This window comes from Streptomyces sp. A5-4, from assembly GCF_051131715.1.
Lineage (GTDB): Bacteria > Actinomycetota > Actinomycetes > Streptomycetales > Streptomycetaceae > Streptomyces.
Genome location: NZ_CP178591.1, coordinates 7,591,621 through 7,618,198 on the forward strand (window position 1 = coordinate 7,591,621; position 26,578 = coordinate 7,618,198).

24 protein-coding genes are annotated in these 26,578 nt (G+C 69.6%); 14 read left to right on the forward strand and 10 right to left on the reverse strand.

Annotation, left to right across the window (positions count from 1 at the left end; genetic code table 11):
* Window positions 1–54: 54 nt before the first annotated feature.
* Window positions 55–1,185, reverse strand: coding sequence for a magnesium and cobalt transport protein CorA (locus ACLLJJ_RS35670; protein WP_434598810.1), 1,131 nt, complete (start codon window positions 1,183–1,185; stop codon window positions 55–57).
* A 145-nt stretch (window positions 1,186–1,330) separates the two neighbouring features.
* Here ACLLJJ_RS35670 and ACLLJJ_RS35675 point away from each other — a divergent pair, with 145 nt between their 5' ends.
* Together ACLLJJ_RS35675 and ACLLJJ_RS35680 are read left to right on the forward strand one after the other, a co-directional pair.
* Window positions 1,331–2,446: a winged helix DNA-binding domain-containing protein gene (locus ACLLJJ_RS35675; RefSeq protein WP_434598811.1), complete on the forward strand. Its 1,116-nt coding sequence runs from the start codon at window positions 1,331–1,333 to the stop codon at window positions 2,444–2,446.
* A 115-nt stretch (window positions 2,447–2,561) separates the two neighbouring features.
* Complete coding sequence (locus tag ACLLJJ_RS35680; RefSeq protein ID WP_434598812.1) at window positions 2,562–2,777, forward strand: hypothetical protein; 216 nt, start codon at window positions 2,562–2,564, stop codon at window positions 2,775–2,777.
* A 140-nt stretch (window positions 2,778–2,917) separates the two neighbouring features.
* Here the strand turns inward: ACLLJJ_RS35680 and ACLLJJ_RS35685 are convergent, their stop codons facing one another.
* Complete coding sequence (locus ACLLJJ_RS35685; RefSeq protein WP_434598813.1) at window positions 2,918–3,754, reverse strand: response regulator transcription factor; 837 nt, start codon at window positions 3,752–3,754, stop codon at window positions 2,918–2,920.
* 129 nt (window positions 3,755–3,883) lie between these two features.
* Between ACLLJJ_RS35685 and ACLLJJ_RS35690 the strand changes: the two genes are divergently transcribed.
* A complete protein-coding gene (locus tag ACLLJJ_RS35690) occupies window positions 3,884–5,566 on the forward strand; it encodes an AMP-binding protein (RefSeq protein WP_434598814.1) in 1,683 nt (560 codons plus the stop codon).
* Window positions 5,563–7,185, forward strand: a complete 1,623-nt coding sequence (locus ACLLJJ_RS35695; RefSeq protein ID WP_434598815.1) for an AMP-binding protein — start codon at window positions 5,563–5,565, stop codon at window positions 7,183–7,185. The genes ACLLJJ_RS35690 and ACLLJJ_RS35695 overlap by 4 nt, the downstream gene beginning before the upstream one ends.
* Window positions 7,186–7,201: 16 nt before the next feature.
* On the opposite strand, the gene ACLLJJ_RS35700 is transcribed toward ACLLJJ_RS35695, so the two are convergent.
* Window positions 7,202–7,708: a GNAT family N-acetyltransferase gene (locus tag ACLLJJ_RS35700; RefSeq protein ID WP_434598816.1), complete on the reverse strand. Its 507-nt coding sequence runs from the start codon at window positions 7,706–7,708 to the stop codon at window positions 7,202–7,204.
* Window positions 7,709–7,734: 26 nt separating this feature from the next.
* Window positions 7,735–8,457 carry a hypothetical protein gene (locus tag ACLLJJ_RS35705; RefSeq protein ID WP_434598817.1) on the reverse strand — a complete coding sequence of 241 codons (723 nt, stop codon included), beginning with the start codon at window positions 8,455–8,457 and terminating at the stop codon, window positions 7,735–7,737.
* A gap of 236 nt (window positions 8,458–8,693) precedes the next feature.
* Between ACLLJJ_RS35705 and gcl the strand changes: the two genes are divergently transcribed.
* Window positions 8,694–10,469: a glyoxylate carboligase gene (gcl, locus tag ACLLJJ_RS35710; RefSeq protein ID WP_434600611.1), complete on the forward strand. Its 1,776-nt coding sequence runs from the start codon at window positions 8,694–8,696 to the stop codon at window positions 10,467–10,469.
* A gap of 798 nt (window positions 10,470–11,267) precedes the next feature.
* Here gcl and ACLLJJ_RS35715 read toward each other — a convergent pair.
* The 3 genes from ACLLJJ_RS35715 to ACLLJJ_RS35725 all read right to left on the reverse strand — a co-directional run bounded on the left by ACLLJJ_RS35715 (window position 11,268) and on the right by ACLLJJ_RS35725 (window position 14,716).
* Window positions 11,268–12,725, reverse strand: a complete 1,458-nt coding sequence (locus ACLLJJ_RS35715) for a catalase (protein WP_434598818.1) — start codon at window positions 12,723–12,725, stop codon at window positions 11,268–11,270.
* Window positions 12,726–12,907: 182 nt separating this feature from the next.
* Window positions 12,908–13,804, reverse strand: a complete 897-nt coding sequence (locus ACLLJJ_RS35720; protein WP_434598819.1) for a 2-hydroxy-3-oxopropionate reductase — start codon at window positions 13,802–13,804, stop codon at window positions 12,908–12,910.
* 48 nt (window positions 13,805–13,852) lie between these two features.
* The gene (locus ACLLJJ_RS35725; protein ID WP_434598821.1) at window positions 13,853–14,716 is read right to left on the reverse strand and encodes a TIM barrel protein; all 864 of its coding nucleotides are present in this window, start codon (window positions 14,714–14,716) and stop codon (window positions 13,853–13,855) included.
* Window positions 14,717–14,841: 125 nt separating this feature from the next.
* On the opposite strand from ACLLJJ_RS35725, the gene ACLLJJ_RS35730 reads away from it, so the two are divergent.
* From ACLLJJ_RS35730 to ACLLJJ_RS35760, 7 genes are all read left to right on the forward strand, one after another.
* The gene (locus ACLLJJ_RS35730; protein WP_434598822.1) at window positions 14,842–15,093 is read left to right on the forward strand and encodes a hypothetical protein; all 252 of its coding nucleotides are present in this window, start codon (window positions 14,842–14,844) and stop codon (window positions 15,091–15,093) included.
* A 44-nt stretch (window positions 15,094–15,137) separates the two neighbouring features.
* Window positions 15,138–15,458 carry a helix-turn-helix domain-containing protein gene (locus tag ACLLJJ_RS35735; protein ID WP_434600612.1) on the forward strand — a complete coding sequence of 107 codons (321 nt, stop codon included), beginning with the start codon at window positions 15,138–15,140 and terminating at the stop codon, window positions 15,456–15,458.
* Between the two features lie 168 nt (window positions 15,459–15,626).
* Window positions 15,627–16,136: a 2-oxo-4-hydroxy-4-carboxy-5-ureidoimidazoline decarboxylase gene (gene uraD, locus ACLLJJ_RS35740; protein WP_434598823.1), complete on the forward strand. Its 510-nt coding sequence runs from the start codon at window positions 15,627–15,629 to the stop codon at window positions 16,134–16,136.
* Window positions 16,137–16,141: 5 nt separating this feature from the next.
* Window positions 16,142–16,546 carry a hydroxyisourate hydrolase gene (gene uraH, locus ACLLJJ_RS35745; RefSeq protein ID WP_434598824.1) on the forward strand — a complete coding sequence of 135 codons (405 nt, stop codon included), beginning with the start codon at window positions 16,142–16,144 and terminating at the stop codon, window positions 16,544–16,546.
* 5 nt (window positions 16,547–16,551) lie between these two features.
* Window positions 16,552–17,475, forward strand: coding sequence for a factor-independent urate hydroxylase (gene pucL, locus ACLLJJ_RS35750; protein ID WP_434598825.1), 924 nt, complete (start codon window positions 16,552–16,554; stop codon window positions 17,473–17,475).
* A gap of 192 nt (window positions 17,476–17,667) precedes the next feature.
* Window positions 17,668–19,077 (forward strand): 8-oxoguanine deaminase, encoded by a 1,410-nt coding sequence (locus ACLLJJ_RS35755; RefSeq protein ID WP_434598827.1) that lies wholly within the window; start codon window positions 17,668–17,670, stop codon window positions 19,075–19,077.
* A gap of 355 nt (window positions 19,078–19,432) precedes the next feature.
* Entirely contained in the window at window positions 19,433–20,857 is a 1,425-nt protein-coding gene (locus tag ACLLJJ_RS35760; protein WP_434598829.1) for a nucleobase:cation symporter-2 family protein, read from the forward strand.
* A 69-nt stretch (window positions 20,858–20,926) separates the two neighbouring features.
* On the opposite strand, the gene ACLLJJ_RS35765 is transcribed toward ACLLJJ_RS35760, so the two are convergent.
* The 3 genes from ACLLJJ_RS35765 to ACLLJJ_RS35775 all read right to left on the reverse strand — a co-directional run bounded on the left by ACLLJJ_RS35765 (window position 20,927) and on the right by ACLLJJ_RS35775 (window position 24,114).
* Window positions 20,927–21,913 (reverse strand): phosphatidylinositol-specific phospholipase C domain-containing protein, encoded by a 987-nt coding sequence (locus ACLLJJ_RS35765; protein WP_434600613.1) that lies wholly within the window; start codon window positions 21,911–21,913, stop codon window positions 20,927–20,929.
* Window positions 21,914–22,144: 231 nt separating this feature from the next.
* On the reverse strand, window positions 22,145–23,008 hold the full coding sequence (locus ACLLJJ_RS35770) for a chitosanase (RefSeq protein ID WP_434598830.1): 864 nt from the start codon (window positions 23,006–23,008) through the stop codon (window positions 22,145–22,147).
* 212 nt (window positions 23,009–23,220) lie between these two features.
* Window positions 23,221–24,114, reverse strand: coding sequence for a chitosanase (locus ACLLJJ_RS35775; protein WP_434598831.1), 894 nt, complete (start codon window positions 24,112–24,114; stop codon window positions 23,221–23,223).
* Window positions 24,115–24,281: 167 nt separating this feature from the next.
* Here ACLLJJ_RS35775 and ACLLJJ_RS35780 point away from each other — a divergent pair, with 167 nt between their 5' ends.
* Both ACLLJJ_RS35780 and ACLLJJ_RS35785 read left to right on the forward strand, forming a co-directional pair.
* Window positions 24,282–24,974 (forward strand): alpha/beta fold hydrolase, encoded by a 693-nt coding sequence (locus tag ACLLJJ_RS35780; RefSeq protein ID WP_434600614.1) that lies wholly within the window; start codon window positions 24,282–24,284, stop codon window positions 24,972–24,974.
* A 129-nt stretch (window positions 24,975–25,103) separates the two neighbouring features.
* Complete coding sequence (locus ACLLJJ_RS35785; protein WP_434598832.1) at window positions 25,104–26,456, forward strand: M20/M25/M40 family metallo-hydrolase; 1,353 nt, start codon at window positions 25,104–25,106, stop codon at window positions 26,454–26,456.
* The last annotated feature ends 122 nt before the right edge of the window (window positions 26,457–26,578 follow it).

Sequence of the window (26,578 nt, forward strand, 5' to 3'; positions counted from 1 at the left end):
GAGCCTGCGATCTGGGCCGCACCCACTCACGGGAGCCCCTCCCAGGGCGACTACTCAGAGCCAGTCCCTCCGCTTGAAGATGACGTACAAAACGGAGCATACGGTCGCCATCAGGGCGATCGCGAAGGGGTACCCGAGCACCCAGTGCAACTCCGGCATGTGGTCGAAGTTCATGCCGTAGATGGTTCCCACGAGTGTGGGTGCGAACAGGATCGCCGCCCACGAGGAGATCTTTTTGATCTCCTCGTTCTGTTCGAAGCCCGCCTCGGCGATGGCCCGCATTTCCGCGTTCTGTTGCTGTGTGACCAGGGTGGAGTTGACGGTGAGGATGTCGGCCAGAGCCTGGCGGAAGCCGTCCACACGCTCGCTGGTGTGCGTGACGTGGTCGGCGACGTCACGCAGGTAGCGCTGGAGTTCCTCGTCGGTGCGGTACTTTGCGAAACCCGCCATCAAACCGTGCAGCATGCCGACCAGCGGGCGGGTCGCGCGCTGGAACTCCACCATTTCGCGCGAGAGTTCATAGATGCGTCGGGAGACCTCGGGATCACCCCGGAAGACCTCGGTCTCGATCTCGTCGATGTCGTTCTGTACGCCCTCGACCACCGGCACGTATCCGTCGACGACCGCGTCGAGAATCGCGTACAGCACCGCCTCGGGCCCCAGCGCCATCAGCTCCGGGGTCTCCTCCATGCGGTGGCGTACGGCGGAGAGGTCGGGCGCCGCGCCGTGCCTGACGGTGATGACGAAGTCCCTGCCGACGAAGACGTGCAGCTCGCCGAAGTCGACCTCCTCGACGGCGTCCAGGTAGCGGGCCGCCCGAAGGACGACGAAGAGCGTCTCGCCGTACCGCTCCAGCTTGGGGCGCTGGTGCGCCTCCATCGCGTCCTCGACGGCCAGCGGGTGCAGGTCGAACTCGTCGGCCAGGGTGAGGATTTCGGCCTCGGTCGGCCGGTGCAGGCCGATCCAGGCCATCCCGTCGGGATCCTCGCGCAGCTGACGGAACGTCTCGGCGAGCGAGTCCGGCGTGGACACGCGCCGGCCGTACCGGTAGAGCGCGGCATGCACGACGCTGGCGTGGCTGTGCTGCGCCGGATCGCCGGAGGCGGCGGCCGGGCGGGCAGCGGGGCGCTCGGCGGTGGGAGGCGGGAGCGGGGGCGCCGGCTGACGGCGCCAGGAGTGCTTCATACGGGTCCCGCCTCCCATGGGTGCTGCGGTGTCATGGCCACGGTGCAGGATATACGTCCCAAATGTCGGGCGCATGGCCTGCGAGGTGCGGGGATCTGCGGGATGCGGACGGTAAGTGTCCGCAAGGGTGAGTAGCGTGCGGAGCATGACAGCATCCCCGGCGAAGGCCGTGCTCAGCACCCGTGCCCTGAACCGCGCGACCCTGGCGCGCCAGCTGCTGCTGAGCCGCGCCGCGATGCCCGCCGCGGATGCCGTCGAGCACCTGGTCGGGCTTCAGGCGCAGAACACCAAGCCGCCGTACTACCAGCTCTTCGCCCGCCTCGAAGGCTTCGATCCCGAGGAGCTCTCGGGCCTGATGGCCTCGCGCGACGTCGTACGCATCGTCACCATGCGCTCGACCATCCACACGCACACCGCCGACGACTGCCTCACCCTGCGGCCCCTCGTCCAGGCGGCGCGCGACCGCGAGCTCAACGCGTTCCGCAAGGGGCTGGTGGGCGTGGACCTCGACCGGCTGGCCGCGCTGAGCCGTGACCTCGTCGAGGAGCTCCCACGGACGATGCCCGAACTCCGGGAGGCGCTGCTGAAGGAATGGCCGGACGCCGACCCGTTCGCCCTGGCCGTCGCGGCCCGCTGCAAGCTGCCCCTGGTGCAGGTCACCCCGCGCGGTCTGTGGGGCCGGAGCGGCCAGGTGGCGCTCACCACCGCCGAGCACTGGCTGGGCCGGCCGTCCGAGCCCGCCCCCGCGACGCCCGACGCGACCGTGCTGCGCTACCTGGCGGCCTTCGGGCCCGCCTCGGTCAAGGACATGCAGACCTGGGCAGGGCTGACCCGGCTGCGGGAGGCGTTCGAGCGGCTCAGGCCGCGGCTCGTGACCTTCAGCGACGAGAACGGCGTCGAGCTCTTCGACCTCCCCGACGCGCCCCGCCCGGCGCAGGACACCCCGTCCCCGCCCCGCTTCCTCCCCGAGTTCGACAACCTGCTGCTCTCGTACGCCGACCGCAGCCGGGTGGTGCCGCCCGAGTACCGGCCGCGTATCTGGCGGACGAACGCGTACTACCGCTCCCTCCTCGTCGACGGGTTCACGGCCGGAATCTGGCGCATGGACGAGACGAAGGACACCGCGACGCTGACCATCGAGGCCCTGGGCACGTTCACCCGCGCCCAGCGTGCGGACATCGCCGAGGAGGGGGAGCGGATGCTGGGCACGATGGCGTCGGCCGCCGGACACGACATCCGGTTCGCGCCACTCGACGCTTGAGGACCGCCGCTTCCGACGGCCCCGGCATCGGCGCGGAGGGCTCGGGGCTCGGCATCTGAGGGACAGCGCGGATCCCCGGGGCACGGCGTCGCGGCGGGCAGGGCAGACTGGGGGCATGTCCTCTCCCCGTCGCACGTGCCCGGTGTGCCGCCGTGAAATCGCCGTCGTCGCGAGCAGATTTGCCCGCCACGACCCTTCCGGGACGCGGCATGTGGGCGACTTGGTGTCGTGCCCCGGGTCGCGGCGGCACGCGCCGCTGGATCCTGCGGTGCAGGCCTCTCTGGACGGGTACGACGTGCCGGCGTTTCCGGGTCAGCTGCCGCTGTTCTGACGGGGGGTGGGCGGTCCGCTGCGGGGCTGTTCCGCTCCCCGCCCTCCCGAACCGGGGCTTCGCCCCGGCCCCGGTCCTCAAACGCCGGACGGGCTGGAGTGGGCGGGCTGGAGTGGGCGGGGAGAGCGGCCCCCGCCGCCTCACGGCAACAGGCCCGCCCGTCGCGCCGCGACCACCGCCTCCAGCCGCGTGTGCGCCCGCAACTTCCGCATCACAGAACGCAGATACCCCTTCACCGTCTCCGGCCGGAGCCCCAGCTGACGGCCGGCCGCCGCGTTCGTCGAGCCCGCCGCCACGCACGCCAGCACATCCAGCTCGCGCGGCGTCAGCGTCACCAGCGGGTCCGGGTCGCGCTCCGGGCCGGCCCCGGTCGCCGCGGCCAACCAGCCGCACACCAGCACGAGTTCACCGCGCAGGTCCGGGTCGACGACACGCGGCGCCAACGTACGCAGCTCCCGGTGCGCGTCCCTGACCAGCTCCCACGCCGCGGGCCCCACCGCCGGTTCGCGCGCCGCCGCCAGGAGTTGCCGCACCTCGTCGCGTACCACCAGGGACTGCTCCACGTCCCGTGCCGCCGCCACCGCCGCGTCCAGGGTGCGGTCGCCGAGGGGCATGGCGTCGCGTAGCGCCGCGTACAGCACCCCGCGCACCTTGCGGCGTACCACCACGGGGACCGCGAGCACCGACCGCAGGCCCTCGGCCGCCACCGCCGGGTCGTACTCGTGACTGATGTGCCGCGAGGAGTGGTAGTCCGTCACCGCGCACGGGCGGGCCATCGCCATCGCCTTGCCACCCAGCCCGTTGCCCGCCGTGATCGCCAGGCCGTGCAGCGCGCGTGTCACCGCGCCGCTCAGCTCCCCGATGCGCAGCTGCCGCGCGTCGCCCAGCAGCCCTCCGAAGGCGATCGGCAGCCCGGTGACCCGGCGCATCCGCAGCAGCGCCGCCCGCATCTCCACTGCCTCAACCGGTTCGGCCATGCGCTCCTCCTTCACCCGGTCCGGGGATGTCCCCGGGAAAGCACAGTCCTTCACCCCCGTACGGGGGTAGTGAGATCCACGTCACTGATTACAGGATGTCAGTGAGCGGTCCGGCAATGAGGAGGACGCATGACGGCACACGGCGCGACGGAGGAGTTCAGGGCGGCCCGGGATTTCCTGCTCCGGCACCGGGAGGACTACGCCACAGCCTACGAGGGCTTCGTCTGGCCGCGTCCCGAACGGTTCAACTGGGCGCTCGACTGGTTCGACCACATCGCCGAGGGCAACGACAGGACCGCCCTGCACATCGTGGAGGAGGACGGCACACAGGCCCGCCACACCTTCGAGCGCCTCGCGACCCGCTCGAACCAGGTCGCCAACTGGCTGCGCGCCCGCGGCGTCCGGCCGGGCGACCGCATCCTCGTCATGCTGGGTAACCAGGTCGAGCTGTGGGAGACCGCGCTGGCCGCGATGAAGCTGCGTGCGGTCGTCATCCCCGCCACGCCGCTGCTCGGCCCCGCCGACCTGCGGGACCGCATCGAGCGCGGCGGGGCCCGGCACGTGATCGCGCGGGCCGCGGACATCGCGAAGTTCGACGAGGTGCCGGGGGACTACACCAGGATCGTCGTGGGCGCCGGCGGCGACGGCGCGGGCCGGCTGTCGTACGACGGCGCGGCCGACGCCTCCCCGGCCTTCGAGCCGGACGGCGAAACGCCGGCCGGCGACCCGCTGATGCTCTACTTCACCTCCGGTACCACCGCCAGGCCCAAGCTCGTCGAGCACACCCATGTGTCCTACCCGGTGGGCCACTTGGCGACGATGTACTGGATCGGGCTGAGGCCCGGCGACGTACATCTGAACATCTCGTCGCCGGGCTGGGCCAAGCACGCCTGGTCCAATCTCTTCGCCCCCTGGAACGCCGAGGCGACCGTATTCATCCACAACTACACCCGCTTCGACCCGGCCAGGCTGATGGCCGAGATGGACGAGGCGGGCGTCACCAGCTTCTGCGCGCCACCCACCGTGTGGCGGATGCTGATCCAGTCCGACCTCGGCCTGCTGCGCACCCCGCCGCGCGAGGTCCTGGCGGCCGGTGAACCGCTCAACCCCGAGGTCATCGAGACCGTGCGCCGGGAGTGGGGCGTCACCATCAGGGACGGCTTCGGGCAGACCGAGACCGCCGTGCAGGTCGCCAACTCCCCGGGCCAGCGGCTGCTGGCGGGCTCCATGGGGCGGCCCAGCCCCGGTTACGTCGTTGAACTGCTCGACCCCGTGACCGGGCAACCCGGTGTCGACGAGGGCGAGATCTGCCTGGACCTGTCCGCGCGACCGGTCGGCCTGATGACCGGCTACCACGGCGACCCGGAGCGTACGGCGGAGGCGATGGCGGACGGCTACTACCGCACCGGCGACATCGGCTCGCGCGACGCCGACGGCTACATCACCTACATCGGGCGCTCCGACGACGTGTTCAAGGCCTCCGACTACAAGATCTCCCCCTTCGAGCTGGAGAGCGCGCTCCTCGAACACGAGGCGGTGGCCGAGGCCGCGGTGGTGCCCGCGCCCGATCCGCTGCGCCTCGCGGTGCCGAAGGCCTACGTCGTACTCGCGGAGGGGTGGGAGCCGGGCCCCGACACGGCGAAGCTGCTGTTCGCGCACGCGCGTTCGGTGCTCGCGCCGTACCAGCGCATCCGCCGCATCGAGTTCGCCGAGCTGCCCAAGACGGTCTCCGGCAAGATCCGCCGGATCGAGCTCCGCGAGCGCACGGCGAAGGGCTCGGACGCCGAGTACGTCGAGGGGGACCTGCGATGAGCGGGCCGGGGCGGACGACCGGACTGTCGTACACGCACGGCACGAGCGCCACGACTCTGCTCGGTGAGACGATCGGGCGCAACCTCGCCCGGACGGTCGCGGCGCACCCGGAGCGCGACGCGCTGGTCGACGTATCGTCGGGGCGCCGCTGGACGTACGCTCAATTCGGCGCGGATGTCGACCGGTTGGCGCGGGCTCTGCTGGCCGGGGGTGTGCTGAAGGGCGACCGGGTGGGGATCTGGGCGGTCAACTGTCCGGAGTGGGTGCTGACGCAGTACGCCACCGCGCGGATCGGCGCGGTCATGGTCAACATCAATCCCGCGTACCGGACGCACGAGCTGAAGTACGTCCTGGACCAGTCGGGTGTCTCGGTCCTGGTCGCCTCGCTCGCGCACAAGGGAAGCGACTACCGGCGCATGGTCGACGAAGTGCGGAGCGACTGCCCCGGGCTGCGCGAGACCGTGTACATCGGCGACCCGACCTGGGACACGCTCCTCGCTTCAGGAACGCCCGACCTTCAGGCCCAACTCGACCGGCGCGAGGACGAGTTGTCCTGCGACGACGCCGTCAACATCCAGTACACCTCGGGCACGACCGGCTTCCCCAAGGGCGCCACCCTCTCGCACCACAACATCCTCAACAACGGCTACTTCGTGGGCGAGACGGTCGGCTACACCGAGCAGGACCGGATCTGTCTGCCGGTGCCGTTCTACCACTGCTTCGGAATGGTCCTGGGAAACCTCGCGGCCACCTCGCACGGCGCGTGCATGGTCGTCCCCGCCCCGTCCTTCGACCTGGCCGCGACGCTGCGCGCCGTTGAACAGGAGCGCTGCACCTCGCTCTACGGCGTACCCACCATGTTCATCGCGGAGCTCGGCCTGCCCGACTTCGCGACGTACGACCTCACTTCGCTGCGCACCGGCATCATGGCGGGCTCGCCGTGCCCGGTGGAGGTGATGAAGCGGGTGGGCAGCGAGATGCACATGGCCGAGGTGTCCATCTGCTACGGAATGACGGAGACCTCCCCGGTCTCCACCCAGACCCGCCGCGACGACGACCTGGAGCGCCGCACGGGCACGGTCGGGCGGGTGCTGCCGCACATCGAGGTCAAGGTCGTGGACCCCGTGACCGGAGTGACACTGCCGCGCGGCGCGGCGGGCGAGTTGTGCACCCGCGGTTACAGCGTGATGCTCGGCTACTGGGAGGAGCCGCGGAAGACGGCGGACGTCATCGACGCGGGCCGCTGGATGCACACCGGGGACCTGGCGGTGATCCGTGAGGACGGGTACGTCCAGATCGTCGGCCGCATCAAGGACATGATCATCCGAGGTGGTGAGAACGTCTATCCGCGGGAGATCGAGGAGTTCCTCTACGCCCATCCGAAGATCTCCGACGTCCAGGTGGTCGGCACCCCCGACGAGCGGTACGGCGAAGAGATCCTGGCCTGCGTCATCCCGCGCGACCCGCAGGACCCGCCGACGCTGGAGGAACTGACGGAGTTCTGCCGCGACCGGCTCGCGCACTACAAGCTGCCACGCAGGCTGCAGGTCATGGACGCGTTCCCGATGACGGTCAGCGGCAAGGTCAGGAAGGTGGAGCTGCGCGAACGGTACACCTAGGCGGTGTCGGAGCTGATCAGAGCTCTCGGCGCATACAGACCCGGGGCCAGTGGTCCAGGCCCAGCGCCGCCTCCTCGGCGCGGATCTTCCGCAGGCCCGGGGTGAGTTCGCGATCGGGGAGCGTGCGAAATCCGATCCTCGCGTAGTACGGGGCGTTCCACGGGACGTCGGTGAACGTGGTCAGGGTCAGGGCGCCCACGCCCTCGGTCGCGGCGCGGTCCGCGAGGTGCTCGATCAGGGCGCGGCCCGTGCCGCGACCCGCGGCCGAGGGGTGGACGGAGACCTGCTCGATGTGGGCCGCCGCGTCCACGGTGTCGTGGATCAGATACGCGACGGGCCGCTTCCCGGCTTCCGCCGCGACCCACGCGCGCCCCGCCCGCAGGTAGCGGGTCAGCAGGTCCAGCGCCGGGGGCTCGTCGTCGGCGATCTCCGCCATGCCCAGAGCGCGGAACGGCTCGCCGGCCGCACGCTCGACGGCCTGGAGCAGGGGGAGTTCCGCGAGGATCGCGGGTCGGATGCGCATGGCGGCAGTATCGCCCGGGGGCACCCCTACGCACCGGTGCTGATGAGCTCGTCCGCCGGGCCGTTGACCGGCTGTGGCGTCCCCGTGAGGTCCATGACGAAGAGCGGGATGCCCAGCGAGTCGGCTCGGGCCCTGGCGTCGTCGGCGTACCCGGCGAGCGAGAAGAAGACACTCACCGCCGACGAGCTGAGGCCGTTGAGCCACAGGCATTCGACGTCGCGCAGCTTGGCGGGCCGGGTCGTCGGGTCGATCTGCGCGACCAGGCCGGGCCCGCGCAGATCGATGCCGGACGCCGGCCGCTCGGGCGACTGCATGATGTCCCGGAACCCGAGCCACTTCAGATAGAGCGCAGCCGCGGTCACCGCGTCCCGCGCGGTCCTGATCGTCATCGGGCGGAACGTGGGGCGCGGGGGAGCCGCGGTCGGCGGCAACGGGATGTGGGACGGGTATTCGGCGGTGGGCGGGGATCCGGCCGCCGCGGTGCGCGGCACCGGACGCACCGGAATGCGCAGGACCACCCCGCACGCGCAGCCCAGCTCGGGCTGCGGCCACTGGTCCTGGCGCCCGCAGGACTCGCAGCGGACCGTGACCCAGGCGTCGGTCCAGGTGCGGTGCGTGATTCGCTCCGGCGCCGCGCCCCGGAGCAGCGGAGGCGCGAGCGGCACGCCGCACGCGCAGGGAAAGGCCGGCGGCGTGAACGTGTGATGGCGGCGGCATGCCGGGCAGCGCACCGGCACGTTCTCTCCCATGACCGTCCCCCTCGGACCGTCGGCGCTTATGACTGCGGTACGTGTCCCATCGTCCACCAAGAGCGACGCCTTGGGGAGGGACTTCAACCATTGGCCGCCCTTGACGGTTGCACGACCCACCTCTAGATTACTTCCATATAGCAGAACTAAACTTCCGCATTATGGAAATGACGCTCACCGGTCCACAGCGGTGGGGTCGTTCCGACAGGCCGAAGCAGGAGTACCCAATGCCTCGTATGACCGCCGCCCGAGCGGCTGTTGAGATCCTCAAGCTCGAAGGCGTGACGGCCGCGTTCGGTGTGCCCGGCGCGGCGATCAATCCCTTCTACAAGGCCCTCGAAGCGGGCGGTGGTATCGACCACACGCTGGCCCGCCATGTCGAGGGCGCGTCCCACATGGCCGAGGGGTACACCCGCACCAAGGCCGGCAACATCGGTGTGTGCATCGGTACGTCGGGCCCGGCGGGCACCGACATGATCACCGGGCTATACTCCGCGATCGGCGACTCGATTCCGATCCTGTGCATCACCGGCCAGGCTCCGGTCGCGGTCCTCCACAAGGAGGACTTCCAGGCCGTCGACATCGCCTCGATCGCCAAGCCGGTCACCAAGATGGCGACCACCGTTCTGGAGGCCGCGCAGGTGCCCGGCGTCTTCCAGCAGGCGTTCCACCTGATGCGCTCGGGCCGTCCGGGCCCGGTCCTCATCGACCTGCCGATCGACGTCCAGCTGACCGAGATCGAGTTCGACCCGGAGACGTACGAGCCGCTGGCCGTCTACAAGCCGGCCGCGACCCGCGCCCAGATCGAGAAGGCGATCACCTTCCTGCTGGAGTCCGAGCGCCCGCTGATCGTCGCCGGTGGCGGCATCATCAACGCGGACGCCTCCGACCTGCTGGTCGAGTTCGCCGAGATCACCAACACGCCCGTCGTCCCGACCTTGATGGGCTGGGGCACCATTGCGGACGACCACGACCTGAACGCGGGCATGGTCGGTCAGCAGACCTCGCACCGCTACGGCAACGCGACGTTCCTGGAGTCGGACTTCGTCCTGGGCATCGGCAACCGCTGGGCCAACCGCCACACCGGCTACAAGCTCGACGTCTACACCAAGGACCGCAAGTTCGTCCATGTCGACATCGAGCCCACCCAGATCGGCAAGATCTTCGCCCCGGACTACGGCATCGCGTCCGACGCCAAGGCAGCCCTCGAGCTCTTCGTCGAGGTCGCCAAGGAGCTCAAGGCCGCGGGCAAGCTGCCCGACCGGTCCGCGTGGGTCGCCTCGCACCTGGAGCGCAAGTCCACGCTCCAGCGCCGCACGCACTTCGACAACGTGCCGCTGAAGCCGCAGCGCGTGTACGAGGAGATGAACAAGGCCTTCGGCCCGGAGACGCGTTACGTCACCACCATCGGCCTCTCCCAGATCGCGGGCGCGCAGATGCTGCACGTCTACCGGCCGCGGCACTGGATCAACTGCGGCCAGGCGGGCCCGCTCGGATGGACGATCCCGGCCGCGCTCGGTGCCGCCACCGCCGACCCTCAGACGCCCGTCGTCGCCCTCTCGGGCGACTACGACTTCCAGTTCATGATCGAGGAGCTCGCGGTCGGCGCGCAGCACAAGATCCCGTACGTCCACGTTCTCGTGAACAACGCCTACCTCGGGCTGATCCGTCAGGCGCAGGCCGGCCTGGACATCAACTTCCAGGTCAACCTGGAGTTCGAGAACATCAACTCCCCGGAGCTGGGTGTCTACGGCGTCGACCACGTCAAGGTCGTCGAGGGTCTCGGCTGCAAGGCGATCCGGGTCACCGAGCCCGACCAGCTGCTGCCCGCCTTCGAGGAGGCCAAGAAACTGGCGGCCGAATTCCGGGTCCCGGTCGTCGTCGAGGCGATCCTGGAGCGGGTCACCAACATCTCCATGAGCCCGACGGCCGACATCAGCGCCGTCAAGGAGTGGGAGGAGCTCGCCACGGAGCCGGGCCACGCACCCACGGCGATCCGTCCGCTCGTCTGACGGTAGCTCCCCGCACGACCCGCACCTCCTGAAGGGGCGGCCCGCCAGCACGGCGGGCCGCCCCTTCGGCGTGCGCGTGCCACTGCGGGGCGCCGCGCTTCGTGCTGGGTGCTGGGCCGGGTTGCCGGGCGAGGGCCCTTGGCGCGCCGGCGCCGCTCACCCGCGCGAGCGCGGCGGGGTCGACGGCGGCGGGTGGACGTGTGAGGCGTGCGCAGCCGGACGCCGAGCCTGGTGCGGTGTCCCGATTGCCCTGTGCGGGGTGCGCGGGGCTCAGGGGCGGGACCAGGGCGCGTGGACCCGGGCACGCGGGAGCATGTGCGCGCCCGGAACGCGAAAGTGCGCGGAGTACGGAACCATCCGTACTCCGCGCACTTTCACGGAAGTTGAAGCCGCCCGACGGCACGAGGCTGGCGCGACAGGACATTCGCGCCGCCGGGCGGGTCTATGGGGTGCGGTCGAGGCCGCGGGTGGTGCGGCGGGCCGAGACACGGCCCGCGTGGGTGGCCGGCCGGAGTCCGGCGCAGCGTCCTGAACCCCGCGCGGTGCGAGGGTCGCAGGGGGAGGTGGGGGTCGGTCCGGGACCGCGGCGGTGGGCGATGAACTGCCGGTCCGCCCTGTTCTCAGGTCGAGCAGGGCGGACCGGCAGCCTTGACCACCGCACTGGCTCGCTCGCCGCCGCGGTTCCCAGTCCGGTCCGTATCGCCGATCACCCCTCATTCGGGTCGACGGTACGGACGGCGCGTGGAAGATGACCTCCCGTCAGCTTCCGCGCGCGGTCTGTGGGCTGTGCGTTGCGTGCTAGTCCTCGCGCAGGGCGCGGACCGCTTCCTCGACGCGCTTGCCGTAGTCCTGGTCGGCAGCGTGGAAGTGGGCGAGGTTCTTCTCGATCACGTCGTCGCGGGTGACCTGCGAGAGGCCGCCGGAGATGTTGGCGATCAGGCGGGCCTTCTCCTCGTCCGACATGAGCCGGTAGAGCTCGCCGGCCTGGAAGAAGTCGTCGTCCTTGACGTGGACGGCGTTCTCGTGGGTGCCGGTCCAGCCGGTCACCGCGAGGGGGGCCGAGAGCGCCTGGTCCGTCTGGGCCGGGCCCTCGTACGAGTTGGGCTCGTAGTTCTTGTCGTGACGCCTGCCGTAGCGGGTCGACATGACGCCGTCGCGGCCGTAGTTGTCGGCCGTGGTCGCCTTGGGCGCGTTCACCGGCAGCTGGGTGTGGTTCACACCGAGGCGGTAGCGGTGGGCGTCCGCGTAGGCGAAGAGCCGGCCCTGGAGCATCTTGTCCGGGGACGCGCCGATGCCGGGCACGAAGTTGTTCGGCGAGAACGCGGCCTGCTCGACCTCGGCGAAGACGTTGTCCGGGTTCCGGTCGAGGACCAGGCGGCCGACCCGCTGGAGCGGGTAGTCCGCGTGCGGCCAGACCTTCGTCACGTCGAACGGGTTGAAGCGGTAGTCCGCGGCCTCGGCGGCCGGCATGACCTGGACGTGCAGCGTCCAGGACGGGTTGACCCCACGCTCGATGGCCTGGAGCAGGTCCGTCTGGTGCGAGTTGGCGTCCGAGCCGGCCAGTTCGGCGGCCTGCTCGGAGGACAGGCAGCGGACGCCCTGGTTCGTCTTGAAGTGGTACTTGACGAAGAAGGCCTCGCCCTCGGCGTTCGTCCACTGGTAGGTGTGCGAGCCGAAGCCGTTCATGTGCCGGTACGAGGCGGGGATGCCGCGGTCGCCCATCAGCCAGGTGATCTGGTGGGTGGACTGGGGCGAGTGCGCCCAGAAGTCCCAGACGTTGTCCGGCTCCTGCTTGCCCGTGAAGGGGTCGCGCTTCTGGGAGTGGATGAAGTCGGGGAACTTGACCGGGTCGTTGAGGAAGAACACCGGGGTGTTGTTCCCGACGAGGTCGTAGTTGCCCTCTTCGGTGTAGAACTTCAGCGCGAAACCGCGCGGGTCGCGGACCGCGTCCGCGCCACCGAGGTTGTCGGCGACGGTCGAGAAACGAATGAACGTCTCGGTCCGCTTGCCGACCTCGCCGAGGAAGTCCGCGCGGGTGAAGCCGGTGACGTCGTCGGTGACCTCGAAGTAGCCGTACGCGCCGGAGCCGCGCGCGTGAACCACACGCTCCGGGATGCGCTCACGGTTGAACCGGGCGAGCTTCTCAAGGAGGTGCTGGTCCTGGAGGAGGAGCGGGCCACCGAGACCGGCGGACGCGGAATTCTGGTTGTCGGCGACCGGGGCGCCGGATTCGGTCGTGAGCACACGCTTCGACATGGGGACCTTCCGTGCGGGAGCTGCTGACGGAAGACGTTTTCCGTCATGTGGAGCGTAGGCAAGGGCTGAACTTAGCGTCAACAGTTTGTTGAAAACAAGAGTCTGGGTCCGGGCGGCGGCAGCGCCTGGGCGCGACAGGACAGGTGTCAGCGCTGCCGCAGCCCGGAGTTCAGGAGGTCGGGTCAGCTCTTGACGGGCTGACCGGACAGGCGCTCGACGCCACGGAGCAGGGCGGAGTGGTCAAGGCCACCGTCCCCCTGGGCGCGCAGCGAGGAGACGAGCTGGGCGACGACCGCGCCGACGGGCAGGGCGGCACCGACATTGCGGGCGGCGTCGGTGACGATGCCCATGTCCTTGTGGTGCAGGTCGATCCGGAAGCCCGGGGCGAAGTCCCGCTTGAGGAAGTTGTCCTTCTTGCGGGTCAGCACGGTGGAACCGGCGAGGCCGCCGTTGAGGACGTCGAGCGCGGCGGCGAGGTCCACGCCGGACTTCTCCAGGAAAACCACGGCCTCGGCGCACGCCTGGATGTTGACCGCGACGATCAGCTGGTTGGCGGCCTTGACCGTCTGGCCGGAGCCGTGCGGGCCGCACAGGACGATGGTCTTGCCCAGCACGTCGAGCACCGGCCTGGCGGCGTCGAAGTCGGCCTTCTCGCCACCGACCATGATCGACAGTACGGCCTCGATCGCGCCGGCCTCGCCACCGGAGACGGGGGCGTCCAGGACGCGCAGGCCCTTCTCGGCGCCCGCCTTGCCCAGGTCGACGGAGGTCTGCGGGGTGATCGAGGACATGTCGATCAGGAGGGCGCCCTTCCTGGCGTTCTCCAGGATGCCGTCCTCGCCGTACGCGATGGCCTCGACCTGCGGGGAGGCGGGCACCATCGTGATGACGACGTCGGCGTCCTTGACGGCCTCGGCGATCGAGCCCGCGCCCTTGCCGCCGGCCGCGACCAGACGGTCGATCTTGGGCTGCTCAAGGGTGAAGCCGGTGACGTCGTAACCCGCCTTCAGCAGGTTCTCGGCCATGGGGGAGCCCATGATGCCGAGGCCGATGAAGCCGATCTTGGGGAGGGTGCTCATGAGGGTGCCTCTTTCGGAAAAAATCTTGCGTACGTCAGGGGTGGGCCGTCAGGCGCCGGCGGCGCGCAGCGGGGCCGGCAGCCACTCGAAGGCGCTTGCGCTCGGCCGGTCGCCGGGCTTGTACTCGAGGCCGACCCAGCCGTCGTAACCGGCCTTGCCGAGGCGGTCGAGCAGGTCGGCGAGGTCGAGGCTGCCGGTGCCGGGGGCGCCGCGGCCGGGGTTGTCGGCGATCTGCACGTGACCGGTCTTGTCGGCGTACTTGTCGATGACCTCGACGAGGTCCTCGCCGTTCATCGACAGGTGGTAGAGGTCGAGCAGGAACTTGGCGTTGCCCAGTCCCGTCGCCGCGTTGACCTTGTCGACGACACCCACCCCGGCGGGCGCGCTCACCAGGGGGTAGAGCGGCGACTCCGGCTTGTTCAGGGTCTCGATCAGGAGGATCGCACCGACGCGGTCGGCGGCGCGGGCGGCGAGCACCAGGTTCTCCAGGGCCAGCTGGTCCTGGACTGCCGGGTCGACGCCCTCCGCGCGGTTGCCGTAGAGCGCGTTGAGCGCCTTGCAGCCGACCGAGGCGGCGAAGTCCGCTGCGACGTCGATGTTCGCGCGGAAGCGGTCCGACTCCTCGCCCGGCACGGAAACCGCGCCGCGGTCGGGGCCGGGCAGCTGTCCCGCGTAGAAGTTCAGGCCCACCAGCTGGGTGCCTGCCTCGTCGAGCGCCTTCTTGAGAGCGTCGAGCTCGGCCTGGTCAGGGGTGGGGGTCTCGATCCAGGGCCACCACAGCTCGACCGCCGTGAAGCCCGCCGCGGCGGCGGCCGCGGGACGCTCAAGGAGCGGGAGTTCCGTGAAGAGGATGGAGAGGTTCACATCGAAGCGCTGGCCGGTGCCGCGCTTCTCGGAAAAAAGAGAGGCCATGAGAGTTTTGACGCTCCTTCCGTATCGCGGAAGTTGTTTTCTGCTTGATGGAAGGTTGCCCGGAATGCGGGAGGGCTGTCAAGAGGGGCTCCCGGTTTTCGTGCCTCGCGCAGTAGGTTGAGCGCGTGCGATTGAGAGTGGAGTTCACGACCGAGCCGTTCGACCTCGACGATGCGCCGCCGCATGCGCTGGCCGCCCGGGAGGTCATCCAGGTGGCCGAACTGGACGCGGTGGATGTCGGCCCGTTCGGGAACACCGCGGAGGGCGGTGCGGACGCGGTGCTGACCGCGGTCGACGCGCTGCTGCGCAGGTCTTTGGCCGAGGGTGCCACCCGGGTCTCGTTGCAGGTCAATGTGATCGGGGAGGACGAGCAGTGACCGAACACCCGCTCTTCACGGCGATAAAGCCGCTCGCCGACGCCATGGGCGCGGAGATCATGGGGCCGGAGCAGGCGTGCGGTGACGATGTGGTGCTGGCCTGGGAGGGCCGGGACGTCCTCGCGGTGCGGCTGCCGCAGCTCTCGGACTCCCTCGACCACATCCTGGCCGCCCTGGAGCGCCGGTACGGCATGCCACTGTCCGAGCTCGACCGCAAGGCCAAGCAGTCGGTCGTACGGACCCTGGAGGGCCGCGGGGCCTTCTCCGTGCGGCATGGGGTGGAGACGGTGGCGGGCGCCCTGGGAGTCAGCCGCTTCACCGTGTACAACTACCTGAACAGGGAAAACACCCCCAAGAGCGAGTAGCCGGCCGCCGGTGCGGCCACCGGTTTGATCGATCATTTCGCGGAACCGCCGTCCGGACGCCCGGGCGGCGGTTTTTGTGTTCGCCGAATTTCAACAAACTGTTGACGTGATGTTCTTGAGAGCGTTAGCTATGCCCAGCCCGTCCAGCACAAGGCCACGGAGGCTCCCGTGACTTCGAGTACGACACCGGGTCTGGCCCGGTTCAACACCTTGCAGGTCGGCGAGGCCACAGCCGCGCTCCACGAGGTGTGCGCCAGTTCGGCGTGGAGGAGCGACCTGCTCGCCCGACGCCCCTTCGCCACCGCGGACGCCCTTTTCCTCGCCAGTGACGCCGCCATGGCCGAACTGACCGCGGGGGACCTGGCAGAAGCGATGTCGGGGCACCCGCCGATCGGCCGGCCGAAGCCCGGCGACCCGACCTCCTCCCGCGAGCAGCGGGGGATGGCCGGTGCCTCCGAGGCACTCAAGGCCGAAATGCTCGAACTGAACCTTGCCTACCAGGACAGGTTCGGACATGTCTTTCTGATCTGCGCCTCCGGTGCGACCGGGGAGCAGATGCGCGACGCGATGCGTGAGCGGATCGGGAACGCGCCCGAGCAGGAGCGGGAAATCGTCCGCACCGAACTGGGCAAGATCAACCGCATCCGGCTGACCCGCCTCGTAGAAGAAGGAGAGTGAAGGTCTTGAGTACCGAGACCACCGCGTCGGTGTCCACGCACATCCTGGACACCAGCATCGGACGCCCCGCAGCCGGCGTCGCCATCACCCTCACCGCCCGCAGCGGCGGTGCGGCGCGGTGGACGGCGCTCGGCGGGTCGAAGACCGACGCGGACGGGCGCTGCAAGGACTTGCCGGCCCTGCCGGAAGGCACCACCCACGTACGGCTCGACTTCGAGACCGAGTCGTACTTCATTGACGACCGCAGCACAGACCAGCAAGCCGAGGCCAAGCAGGACGCCCCCCGCGTAAGGGACAGCGGTGCGTTTTTCCCGGAGGTGGCGATCACGTTCGCCGTCGCGCCGGGCGAGCACTATCACGTACCGCTGCTGCTCAACCCGTTCGGCTACTCCGTATACCGAGGGAGCTAGCAGACATGCCCACGATTCTTGGCCAGAACCAGTACGGCAAGGCAGAGAACCGCGTCGTCAAGATCACGCGGGACGGCGACACCCACCACATCAAGGACCTGAACGTCTCCGTCGCCCTCTCCGGCGACATGGACGACGTCCACTACTCGGGCTCCAACGCGAACGTCCTGCCCACGGACACCACCAAGAACACGGTGTACGCCTTCGCGAAGGAACACGGCATCGAGTCGGCCGAGCAGTTCGGCATCCACCTGGCGCGCCACTTCGTGACCAGCCAGGAGCCGATCAAGGTCGCCCGCATCCGGATCCAGGAGTACACCTGGGAGCGGATCGCCACCGCCGACAACAACTCCCGCTTCATCGGCTCGGACGAGGTCAGGCACTCCTTCGCCCGCAAGGGCCAGGAACTGCGCACCACGCAGATCACCTTCGACGGTGAGAAGTGGGAGATCATCTCCGGCCTGAAGGACCTCACGGTCATGAACTCCACCAGCTCGGAGTTCTGGGGTTACGTCAAGGACAAGTACACGACCCTCAAGGAGGCGTACGACCGCGTCCTGTGCACCGACGTCTCCGCGGCCTGGCGCTACAACTGGACCGACGACGCGGACCGGATGCCCAACTGGGAGCGTTCGTACGAGCAGGCCAAGAAGCACATCCTGCAGGCCTTCGCCGAGACGTACTCCCTGTCGCTCCAGCAGACCCTGTACCAAATGGGTTCGCGGGTGATCAACAGCCGCAGCGAGATCGACGAGATCCGCTTCTCGCTGCCGAACAACCATCACTTCCTGGTCGACCTGGAGCCCTTTGGGCTCAAGAACGACAACGAGGTCTACTTCGCGGCGGACCGCCCGTACGGCCTGATCGAGGCCACCGTCCTGCGCGACGGTGTCGAGCCCCGCATCCCGGTCGACATGACCAACCTCTGACCCATGGCTGAGTACGGCCCCGCCGGCCCACCACCGGCGGGCGCCGTACCGGACCGAAATCCGATTCCCTCATTTCGGCACCCGGAGCAGCTCATCGGCGGCAGTACTGTCAGCTGCCACGCCGGGCTCCGGCACTCAAAATCCCGTGGCCCTGCCGTGCCCGAACCGCCACAGAGAGAACGAGGAAGCACCATGGCAGCACCGGCAGCCCATGACAGCGCGGTCAGCGCGGTCGAGCGCATCGTCATCGAGAACTGCGCGATCGCGACCGTCGACGCCAACGACACCGAGTACGCGTCGGGTTACGTCGTAGTCGCCGGCAACAGGATCGAATCGATCGGCGCGGGCCAGGCCCCCAAGGGTCTGGAAGGGGTCGTACGCCGTATCGACGGCACCGGCCACCTGGTCACGCCCGGCCTCATCAACACGCACCACCACTTCTACCAGTGGATCACCCGCGGTCTCGCGACCGACCACAACCTCTTCAACTGGCTGACCGCGCTCTACCCCACCTGGGCGCGCATCGACGAACCCATGGCGTACGCCGCCGCACAGGGCTCGCTGGCCATGATGGCCCGCGGCGGTGTCACCACCGCGATGGACCACCACTACGTCTTCCCGAAGGGCTCCGGCGACCTGTCGAGCGCCATCGTCCGCGCCGCTTCCGAGACGGGCGTACGGTTCACCCTCGCCCGTGGCTCCATGGACCGCGGCACGTCGGACGGCGGCCTGCCGCCGGACTTCGCCGTCGAGACCCTCGAAGGCGCACTCGCCGCCACCGAGGCGACCATCGACCAGCACCACGACACCTCCTTCGACGCGATGACCCAGATCGCTGTCGCCCCCTGCTCGCCGTTTTCGGTCACCACGGAACTGATGAAGCAGGGCGCGGAGCTGGCCCGCCGCAAGGGCGTACGCCTGCACACCCACGGCAGCGAGACCGTCGAGGAGGAGCAGTTCTGCAAGGAACTCTTCGGCATGGGCCCGACCGACTACTTCGAGTCGACCGGCTGGCTCGGTGAGGACGTGTGGATGGCGCACTGCGTCCACATGAACGACTCCGACATCGCAGCCTTCGCCCGCACGGGCACCGGCGTCGCCCACTGCCCGTCCTCCAACGCCCGGCTCGCCGCGGGCATCGCCCGGGTCCCGGACATGCTGAAGGCGGGCGTCCCGGTCGGCCTCGGCGTCGACGGCACCGCCTCCAACGAGTCGGGCGAACTGCACACCGAACTGCGCAACGCCCTGCTCATCAACCGCCTCGGCCCGCACCGCGAGGCATCGCTCAACGCCCGCCAGGCGCTGCGCCTCGGTACGTACGGCGGCGCCCAGGTACTCGGCCGCGCGAGCCAGATCGGCTCGCTCGAAGCCGGCAAGCTCGCCGACCTGGTGATGTGGAAGATCGACGGGATCGGCCACTCCACCATCGCCGACCCCGTGACCGCCATCGTCTTCGGCGCCGCCGCCCCGGTCACCCTCTCCCTCGTCAACGGCAAGCCCGTGGTCGAGGACACCCGCCTGATCACGGTGGACGAGGACGCCATCGCCCGCTCCGCGCGCGGCGAGGCACAGCGGCTCGCGCGGATCGCCGCGCAGGCCTGACCGACGTCGGGCCGTTTCACCAGACCGGCCGATCGGGGGGGACGGCCCCCGATCGGCGGCCGTGGACCCGAGCGGGGTTCACGGTGGCCGATTCCGGGAGGCGCGTACGTGAGCGTGCGCGCCCCTCGGGACCGGTGAGCACCCCGTCCGGTTGCCCTGCCCGCACGACCCGCATCACCGACAGGCCCAGGCCAGCACCGCCCGGGCCGTCCGGATCACCGCACCACCAGAACACCCGCACCGACGAACCGCCCGCACGACTCGCAGCATCTGCACACCTGCACCACGCCCCACTCCGCACCACCTCCATGACACCCATGTCCCCGCAGACGTGTAACCGACCGGAGGAACCGCTGTGGCCGTAAAGCCCAGGTTTCGCAAAGACGCAGTCGCCGCCGATGAGAAGCACCCGGTCGACGAGACGCTGCCCCCACTGAAGATGTTCACCACCGGCCTCCAGCATGTCGCCGCGATGTACGCCGGCGTGGTGGCCCCACCCATGATCATCGGCCCTGCCGTCGGCCTCGACGCCAAGGAGACCGCCTTCCTGATGGGGGCGAGCCTCTTCACGGCAGGCATAGCCACCCTTCTCCAGACGCTCGGCTTCTGGAAGATCGGCGCCAAGCTGCCCTTCGTCAACGGCGTCTCCTTCGCCGGTGTCACCCCGATGATCGCCATCGGCAAGGGCCAGGGCGACGACGCCCTGCCGATCATCTTCGGGGCGGTGATCGTGGCCGGCGTGATCGGCTTCGTACTCGCCCCGTACTTCTGCAAGTTGGTGCGTTTCTTCCCGCCGGTCGTCACCGGCACCGTCATCACGCTGATCGGCGTCTCACTGCTGCCGGTCGCGTTCAACTGGTCGCAGGGCGGCAACGCCAAGGCGCCCGACTACGGTTCGATGACGAACATCGGGATGGCCGCGCTCACCCTCGTGATCGTCCTGGCGCTGCGCAAGTTGTTGCGCGGCTTCCTCCAGCAGATCGCGATCCTGCTGGGGCTCGTGGCGGGTACGCTCATCGCCATCCCGGTGGGCATCACCAACTTCGATGCCATCAAGAGCGCCGACGTCGTCGGTTTCCCGACGCCATTCCACTTCGGCGCACCGCAGTTCGAGATCGCCGCGATCATCTCGATGTGCATCGTGATGCTGGTCTGCATGACCGAGTCCACCGCCGACATGCTCGCGCTGGGCAAAATCGTCGGCCGGCCGGCGGACGAGAAGGTCATCGAGGGCGGTCTGCGTGCCGACACCCTCGGCAGCGCCATCAGCCCCCTCTTCAACGGCTTCATGGCCAGCGCCTTCGCCCAGAACGTCGGCCTGGTCGCCATGACGAAGGTGCGCAGCCGGTACGTCGTCGCCACCGGCGGCGGCATCCTGATCCTGCTGGGCCTGTGCCCGGTCGCCGCCTCCGTCATCGCGCTGGTCCCGCTGCCCGTACTGGGTGGCGCCGGCATCGTGCTCTTCGGTACGGTCGCCGCGAGCGGCATCCAGACGCTGGCCACGGCCGCGCTGGAGAAGGGCGAGAACACGCTGATCGTGGCGGCCTCGGTCGGCGTCGGTCTCATTCCGATCGCCGCCCCGGGCTTCTACCACGCGTTCCCCGAGGACCTGCTGGTGGTGCTCGACTCGGGCATCAGCACCGGGTGCGTGGTGGCCATCGCGCTCAACCTGGCCTTCAACCACTGGGGCAAGCAGCAGAGTTCGGCCGAGGAAGCGGACGGGGGCGGGGAGATCACCAAGCCCGAGATCCCCGACCAGATCCCGGCCACCGCGCACTGAGCCGGGCGGGATGCGAAGGGGTGGCGGTCCGGACGGACCGCCACCCCTCCTCGCCGTTCACGCCGCGGGTCAGCCCGAAGCGCGCGGTACGACGGCGGCCAGCACCCGGGGCAGGGGATACCAGTCGGCCGAAATGATGCTCGCGTGTCTGCCCGCCAGCAGGGAGAGCCGTTCGATGGCCTGCGCCTCGGTCGGGTTCGTACCGTCGATCGCCGGGACCACGTTGTGGGCATCCGCCATGATCAGGAAGTACCGGTTGCGGGCGTACCAGCCAGTGTCGACGGAGCCGCCCGTGTAGGCGGACGCGTCGCCGTCGAAGACCACGAACCAGGGCCGGATGCTCGCATCCGCGTACCGCACCCGCGGGTCACCGCCCTCGGCGCGGTGCACGGCGGGGAACGCCGCCGCGTCCCGGAGCCGGCCGGCCGCCGCGAGGTCACGCAGGTGCGTGGCGTACTCCCGGTCGGTCCACAGTGTGTCGGCCGGGTTGCCCTCCTCGACCGTCCCGGGGATCAGCTCCACCACGAACCGCCCCGCGAGCGCGGACCGGGCGGGCCAGCCGTCGGCCCGTACGGCGGTGTCGAGCGTCCCGTGTCCGCCGGCCAAATCGGCAGGACGGTACAGCGCGTCGCCGAGCTTCTCGCCGAGCAGGGCGTCGAGTTGGGCGGCACCACGCCCGTTCTTCCCCTGGAAGCCGTCCTTGAGCTCCAGCTTCAGGACGATGGGCCGGTGGCCGGGGTGGGCGTCGTGCCACGCCTTGATGTCCGCGAGGCAGCCGCCCAGGTTCTGGTTGCGGGCCTTGGTACGCAACTGGTCCGCGTTCGCCGCGTTCTCACAGTTGTTGTCGTTGCCGAACGGATTACTGTGCGACACACGCCAGTTGCTGCCGAATACGTTGGTCCACACATCCAGCTCCAGCAGTGCGGCGCCGGAGTCCAACGCGTCGGCGAAGTACGGGTACTTCGCCTTCTCGTACGCGTTGTGCACTCCGACGCCGGTGGTGGCCGAGAAGGCCGGCTGCGGTGGATCGGCGGCCACGGCGTCGACCGTGGCCATTCCTACGGTCAGGAGTCCTGCCGCCAGAGCCGTCACCGATCGACGCCATACCGCTCTCATGCATCCTCGCCCTCGTCCGCGTGACCAGTGGTTCACGTGACCAGTGGTTCAACTGCGAAGCACCATACGAGAGTTGGGCGAATTACAGGAGTACAGAAACCGGACTGCCAGTGACGTGACTCGACATGATGCGGCGTGACGTGATGAGAGGTCACGTGACGAGAGGTGACGTCAGCCGATGCGGAAGCTGTCGCCGTAGACCTTCCAGTCGAGCGGTGTGTTGAGGTTCAGGTTCCCCTTGTTGAGGAAGACGCGCTGCGCGGTGTCGATGCGGCTGGTGTCCGAGTGCGCCTCCTCCTGCTTCATGGCCCAGACGCGGGCGTCGAGGAACGCGTGCAGGTAGGTGGTCTCGTTGCCACCCTGGGCCGGCGGCTTGGCCTTGGCCAGGGCGCGCTTGCGGATGGATCTGAAGCTGGTGCTGTCGGTGCCGTTGCCGTGCATCACGATGGCGTCGTAGTACGCGAACTGGCCGAGGGTGCCGATGCCGTCGCGCTTGCCCTGGTCGACGGCGGGGTTGAAGTACACCCGGTCACGCTCGTTGTTCTGCGCCTCCTTGAAGACGGAGTCCTGGGCGGCCGTCGCCCAGTCGCGCGGGAAGTTCGGGTCGAGACCCTGGTGCGAGTCGGTGCCGTCCACCTTGCGCAGGGCCGGCAGGTACTTGGCGAGCACATTGCCCGGCTTGCGGGCGGTGTAGGCCTCGACCAGGTCGAGCATGTCGCCGGTGCCCGAACAGAAGCCGATGATGCCCGCCGTGTAGCCGCGGCCGTCATCGATGTCCTCGATGTACTTGTACTGCGCCTTCCAGTCCAGCGAAGAGTTCTCCGCGCTGGAGACGATCTTCATGGCGATTTCCTTCTTCGCCGGATCGTCCAGTCCTACCGCGGCCGCCGTCGTGACCGACGCCGAGGACGCGGACGTGGTGTCCGCGGAGGCGTCGGCGAAGGCGGTGGCCGGTATCGCCGTCAGTGCCACTCCGAGCAGGAGCGGGAGCAGGGGGGTGACACGGTGCTGGGCGCGTGAGAAGGGGGTGTGCACCTGGCCTCCAAGGGTGATGTGGTGCCGCTGTGGTTTGTTAGGAAGCTTTCCTATCAGGCGAGCGGCACGGCGTATACCCTTGCGGACATGCGGAGTTGGTGAGGACCTGTCAGCCGGTGCATGCGGCAGCGATCGCGGATGGGGCGGCGGGTGGGTCGGTCCAGGTCGGCTGATGGTTCAGTCGGTGGGTCGGCCTGAGATCTGCCGTCGGGTCAGTCGATGCGGTACGAGTCGCCGTACACCGTCCAGCGCAACGGCCTCTCCAGCCCGAACTTCCCCTCGTTGAGGAAGATCCGCTGGGCCGATTCGATGCGGCTGGTGTCGGAGTGGGACGGCTCCCAGTCGATGGCCGCCACCCGGACATCGAGGAACGCCGCCAAGTACGCCTTCTCGTCGCCTCCTTGAGACGGCGGCTCGGCCTTCGCGATGGCCCTGGCGCGCATGGTGCGGAAGCCGACCGTGCCCTTCGTGTCGCCCTGACCATGCATCACGCGGGCGTCGAAGTAGATGAATTGGCCCAGTGCGCCGAGCCCGTCCCGCTCGGCCTGCGCGAGTGCCGGGTCGAAGTAGGCGCGGTCCCGCTCGGCGTCCTGCGCCGCGCGGAATTCAGGGTCCCCGGCGGCCCGCACCCACGCTTCGGTGAACGGCGTGCCGAGCCCCTCGTGGGAGTCGCCGCCGCCGGCCGCGCGCAGCGCCCCGGTGAACGGCTCCAGCGGGTTGCCGGGCCGCGCCCGCGTGTAGCGCTCGACGACCTTCAGCATGTCGCCGCAGCCGGAGCAGAAACCGATGACCCCGCCGGTGTAGCCGCGACCGTCGCCGATGTCCTCGATGTACTTGTACTGCGCCTTCCAGTCCAGCGAGGAGTTCTCGGCGCTGGAGACGAGCTGCAGCGCGATGTCCTTCAGTACGGGGTCTCCGAGCCCGGGCCGGGCGGAGGACGACCCCTTGGACCCCTTGGACCCCTTGGACCCCTTGGACCCCTTGGACCCCTGGGATCCGTTCGACCCATTCGATCCGTCCGACGGGGGTGAGCCGCAGCCGGTCAGAGCCAGCAGGGTGAGCGCGAGTGTCGCGAGCAGCAGACGGGTGGTGCGGCGGGCGGTCACCCGGGTGGTCGGACGGGCAGCAGACCGAGCGGTCGGGCGCGCGGTCGGGCAGGGGGCCGGGCAGGGGGTCGGTCGGGTGGTCGGCTTCACCCGACGAGCCTTTCACGGGCACCGGTCCCCGCGCGGTCCGGGCGCCCCGCCCAGGGCTGTAGCGTCGGGGTATGGGTATGGGTGATCTCTCTGTAGTGGATGTCGGCGACGTACGGCTGGCCTATCGGACCTGGGGCGATTCGTTCGGAACGCCGATCGTGCTGCTGCACGGGCTCGGCTCCTCCTCGGCGAGCTGGGAAGAGGCCGGGCAGGCGCTCGGCGAGGAATGGCGGGTCTACGCGATCGACCTGCGCGGGCACGGCGAGAGCGACTGGCCGGACGAGTACTCCGTCGAGCTGATGCGCGACGACGTGTACGGCTTCCTCGACGAGCTGGAGCTGGTGGACCGGGTCGGCGTGGTCGGCCACGGCATGGGCGGCGTCGTCGCCTACCTGCTCGCGCAGGAGCACGCGGACCGCGTGGAGCGGCTCGTGATGGCGGAGACCCCGCCGCCGTTCCCCGCCGAGACCCCGCAGGCGCCGGTTGTGCACCCCGACACGCCGATCGACTACGACTGGCCCGTCGTGCCGGCCATCACGAAGCAGCTCGCCGACCCGGACCCGCAGTGGCTCGAAGGGCTCAACGAGATCGTCGCGCCGAGCCTGATCATCACCGGCGGCCCGGACAGTTCGATGTCCGCGGACCGGGTCGCAGAGATGGCCGTCCTGATCCCGGACTGCCACTCGGTCACCATCTCCGCCGGTCACCACGTGCACGAGAAGCACCCCCGCGAGTTCGCCCAGCAGGTCAGCGAGTTCCTCAGCAGCTGACGCGGCGGCTCCGAAGTGCCGCTCCCCGCCCCTGTTCGAAGATGCGCCGGTACGCCCCCTGTGATCCATTGAGCGAGGAATCCTCAAGGGCGCGCCCCAGGGGCGTACGGACGAACAGCAGGGGTTGCGATGGATCTGGGATCCAGGGTCGACACACTGATGGACGGACTCCGCGCGGATCTGGAACGGCTGACGGCCATCCCGTCCGTCGCGTTCCCGGGATTCCCCCCGGAGCCCGTGCATCAGGCACACGACCTCCTCGTGGAGCTGCTCCGCGACGCCGGAGTCACCCGCATCGACCGGCTCGACCTGCCGGACACCTCCCCGATCATCGTCGCCGAGGTGCCGCCGCCGACCCCGGACGCCCCGACCGTCCTGCTCTACGGGCACTACGACGTCCAGCCGCCCGGCGACGAGAGCCTGTGGCTGTCGCCGCCCTTCGAGCCCACGCCGATCGAGGGCGGGCTGCGCGCCCGCGGTGTCGCGGACGACAAGTCGAACATCGTGGTCCACCTCGGCGTCCTGCGGGCGTACGAGGGCAGGCCGCCGGTCGGGCTGAAGATCGTGCTGGAGGGCCAGGAGGAGTTCGGCAGCGCCTTCGACGACTACCCGCCGACCGACCCGGACCGGTTCGCCTGCGATGCCATGGTCATCGCCGACATGGGCAACATCCGCCCCGGCAGCCCCACCCTGACCACCGGCCTGCGCGGGGCCTCCGAGGTCGTCGTCGAGGTTCGTACGCTGGCCGAGCCCCGGCACAGCGGCGAGTTCGGCGGCGCCGCACCCGACGCGCTCCTCGTGCTCATCAAGGCCCTCGCCACCCTCCACGACGTACACGGCGATATCGCCGTCGAGGGCCTGCGCCGCGAGGAGTGGACCGGGACGACGTACACGGAGGAGGAGTTCCGCTCGCTGGCCGGCGTCCGGGACGGCGTCCCGCTCATCGGCTCCGGCAGCCTCGGGGAGCGACTGTGGAGCGGTCCGGCGATCACGGTCGTCGGCATCGACGCACCGAGCGTCGACCACGCGGCGTCCGCGGTCGTCCCGTACGCCAGGGCCAAACTGAACCTGCGCTTCCACCCGCGGCAGGACCCCAAGGAGGCGCAGGGCATCCTGATCGCCCACCTGGGTTCACTGCGGCCGTTCGGTGTCACGCTGAGCGTCACCGCGGGGGACACGGGCCCCGGTTTCGAACCGGCCACCGGTGGCCCCGCCTACCGGGCCGCGCGGACGGCGCTGCGCGAGGGCTGGGGGACCGAGCCCGAGCTGGTGGCGAGCGGCGGCTCGATCCCGCTGGTCAACGGCCTACAGAAGGCCGTGCCCGACGCCGAGGTGCTGCTCTTCGGCGCCCAGGACAGCATGTGCAACCTGCATGCCCCGAACGAGCGGGTGCTCTTCTCGGAGCTGCGGTCCGCAGTCGTCGCGGAGGCGGCCTTCCTGCGCGAGTACGCGGAAGCGTTCCGGGCGGGGGCGACGTCGTGAGCGCGGGCGCCGATCCCTCGGGCGGGGGCGATGTCGTGAGCGCGGGCATCGGCCCCTCGGACGGAGGCGACCCTGTGAGCGCGGCCACCGAACCCTCGGGTGGGAGCGTCTTCGTGAGCGCG